1 protein-coding gene and 2 pseudogenes are annotated in these 3,414 nt (G+C 66.7%); 2 read left to right on the top strand and 1 reads right to left on the bottom strand.

Features of this window, described 5'->3' with window-relative positions:
- Window positions 1–163 precede the first annotated feature (163 nt).
- Window positions 164–1,309 (top strand): IS701 family transposase, encoded by a 1,146-nt coding sequence (locus AB0M76_RS43335; RefSeq protein WP_365958278.1) that lies wholly within the window; start codon window positions 164–166, stop codon window positions 1,307–1,309.
- A gap of 218 nt (window positions 1,310–1,527) precedes the next feature.
- Window positions 1,528–1,875 (top strand): annotated as a pseudogene (locus AB0M76_RS43340) (IS5 family transposase); the annotation flags it as partial.
- Window positions 1,876–1,890: 15 nt separating this feature from the next.
- Here the strand turns inward: AB0M76_RS43340 and AB0M76_RS43345 are convergent.
- Window positions 1,891–3,093: pseudogene (locus AB0M76_RS43345) on the bottom strand (IS110 family transposase).
- Between the last annotated feature and the right edge of the window lie 321 nt (window positions 3,094–3,414).

The raw sequence follows: 3,414 nt of genomic DNA on the forward strand, positions 1-3,414 counted from the left end.
GTATCGCCACGCGCTACGACAAGACACCCGAGAGCTATCTCGCCGGCCTGCACCTTCGCGCCTCCATGATCTGGATCAAGGACCTCACACGAACCACCCCTTGATCACAACCAGATACACGCCCTAGTACTGCAATCACACTTGTGTGTGGTTGAGTTGGTGTATGGCTGAGCTTGGGGTGGGTCTGGTTCAGGAGTGGGACGGGGCGCTGGCGGGGTTGCATGACCGGTTCGCGTCGCGTTTCGTGAGGTCGGAGCCGCGTCGGCGGGCGCTTGGGTATATGCGGGGGCTGGTCGCTCCGTTGGAGCGGAAGAACGGCTGGACGCTGGCGGAGCGGGCGGGTGACCGGCTGCCGATCGGGATGCAGCGTCTGCTGGGCGAGGCGGACTGGGACGCGGACTCGGTCCGTGACGACGTGCGGGACTACGTTGTCGAGACGATCGGCGACAAGGGCGGCGTCCTGATCGGGGACGACACCGGCTTCCTGAAGAAGGGCGTGCGCTCGGCCGGCGTCCAGCGGCAATATTCCGGTACCGCCGGACGTACGGAAAACTGCCAGGTCGGCACCTTCCTGGCCTACGCCTCGACGAAGGGGCGGGCTCTGATCGACCGGGAACTGTATCTTCCCGCTTCGTGGACGGAAGACCGCGAGCGGTGCCGGGAGGCCGGTGTCCCGGACGAGGTGTTGTTCGCGACGAAGACGGAGCATTTCAAAGCCATGCTCCTGCGTGCGGTGGAGGCCGGCGTGCCGTTCGCGTGGGTCACCGCGGACGAGGCCTACGGGCAGTCGAAATCCCTGCGGTGGTGGATGGAACAGCGAGCCATCAGTCATGTGATGTGTGTGAAGACCAGCGACACCGTCATCACGCGAGGAGCGGGAGAACGCCGTGTCGACAAGCTGGTGGCCGGTCTCGCACCGCAGGCTTGGAAGCGTCTGTCCGCCGGGAAAGGATCCCACGGCGAACGGATGTACCAGTGGGCGCGGATCCCCATCCGGATCTGGTGGGAGAACGGCCACGGCCACTGGGTCCTGGCCCGCCGCAGCCTGAAGGACCCGACCGACCTCGCCTATTACGTCTGCTACGGCCCCGTCACCACACGGCTGAAAGACCTGGTCAGAGTGGCCGGCGCCCGCTGGGCCGTCGAAGAATGCTTCCAGACCGCCAAAGGCGACTGCGGCCTGGACCACTACCAGGTCCGTCTCTACCACGCCTGGTACCGGCACATCACCCTCGCCATGGCCGCCCTCGCCGCACTCACCGCCGTCCGCGCCCACGAACTCTCAAAAGGGGCAACCACGGTGGCCTAATACCGCTGTCCGTGGCAGAGATACGCCGCCTCATCGGCCACCTCCTCCACCCCGCCCACCTCACCGTCCACCACCATCTGCACTGGTCACACTGGCGAAGACTCAGTCAGACGCGCGCCCGCGACAGCCACTACAATCAACGCGGCCACACCCCATAACTGTGATTGCAGTACTAGGGTCTGTTGCGAAAGTGGATCTTGATCGGTGATGATCATGGTGTGGCGCGTGGAGATCTGACGGATGCACAGTGGGCAAGGCTGGAGCCGTTGCTGCCGGTGGGCGGCAAGCCGGGGCGGCCGCGGCTGTGGACTCGGCGGCAGCTGATTGACGGCATACGGTGGCGGACCCGGGCCGGGACGCCGTGGCGGGACGTGCCGGAGCGGTACGGGCCGTGGGACCGGGTCTACGACCTGTTCCGCCGCTGGCAGCGTGACGGCACGTGGCAGCGGATCTTCGAGCAGCTCCAGGCCGATGCTGATGCCAAGGGCCTGATCACCTGGGACCTCAGCGTCGACTCCACCGTCTGCCGCGCCCATCAGCATGCCGCCGGGGCGCGTAAAAAGGGGCCTCTATGGCTTTCGTCAAGCCGTAGCCGGTGTGGGCGGCTGGTAGAAGGTCCCGTCGCGGAGCATGGCGAAGAGGACGTCGATGCGGCGTCGTGCCAGTGCGATGAGGGCAGCGATGTGGTGTTTCCCTTCCCGGCGTTTGCGGTCGTAGTAGGCGCGTGACTCGGGCTGGGAGAGCGAGGCGAACGCGGCGAGGTAGAAGGCCCTCTTGAGCTGTTTGTTGCCGCGTCGTGAGGGATGCTCGCCCCGGATGGAGGAGCCGGAGTTCCGGGTCACGGGTGCCAGGCCGGCGTAGGCCGCGAGGTGGCCGGCGGTGGCGAAGCCACTGCCGTCGCCGACGTCGATGAGGATGCGGGCCGCGGTCCTGATCCCGATGCCGGGCATCGAGATCAGGACCTGGGAAAGAGGGTGGGCCTCCAGGAGTTCCTCGATTCGGGCGGCGAGGAGTTTGCGCTGGTCAAGGACGGACTGGAGTGAACTCGCGAGGCTGGGGACGATCAGCGCGGCCGCCTCGGTGCCCGGAACCACGACGGTCTGTTCGTCGAGTGCGGTGAAGATGTCCTCGACCAGCCGCTCGGCCATCCGCGGCGCCTTCGGACGTATCAGTGTGACCAGCCGCCGTTTTCCGGCTTTGCGGATCTGGGCGGGTGAGCCGAACTGGTCCAGAAGCCTGAGCACGGCCGGATGCTGGATCCGCGGGCCCAGGACACGCTCGAGCGAGGGATGGATCTGGGTGAGCAGGCCGCGGAGCCGGTTGGCGATCCGGGTGGACTCGCCTGCCAGGTCGTCGTCGAAGCCCGCGATCATCGCAAGTTCGGCGACCGTCTCATCGGCGGGATCGATCGTCCGCAGGGTGTGGGGCATTGCTCTGGCGGCGTCCGCGATGATGAACGCGTCGCGGGCGTCGGTTTTCGCCTCGCCAGGGTAGAGATCGGCGATCCGTCGCATCGTGAGTCAGGGCAGATAGGCGACCTGGCAACCTGCGTTCCGGGCGACCGCCGGCGGCAGGGCCCCGATGGAAGCAGGCTGGTCGACGACCACCAGCACCGTTCCGTGCTTGGCCCGGAGCCTGTCGAACAGCTCCCGCAGCTTCGGTTCGCTGTTGGGCAGCGGCTTGTCGAACACCTTCTTTCCCGCCCGGTTCACGGCGGTGGCGTGGTGATCGCCTTTGCCGACGTCCAGGCCCAGATAGACGTCGATCCCAGTCCCGTCCGACATGCCCTTCGCTCCCGTGCTCGCATCCTCCCCGGCCTCACCTGCGGCATCAGCGTGCCGGCATCCACGTTACGAAGAGACTGCCCGAGGGCGCTCGTGCCTCTAATCAGCGGTCTGCCAATGCCTCCGGCACCGGCGACACCACCTTTTCGATCATCTCGACTGGGGGCTCAAGTCATACCGGGGCCGAAGGCCGGGAGCCTCATTGCGAGGCCACGAAGACGGTAACGGGGCCTCCAGAAAGAGCCTCCCGGCGGCTTGTCCGTCGAGCCCGACGACCATGGACTCGGACGCTCCCGCGGCGGCCTGACCACGAAGATCCAC

Origin of the sequence: Streptomyces sp. NPDC051364, from assembly GCF_040682115.1 — a bacterium.
Lineage (GTDB): Bacteria > Actinomycetota > Actinomycetes > Streptomycetales > Streptomycetaceae > Streptomyces.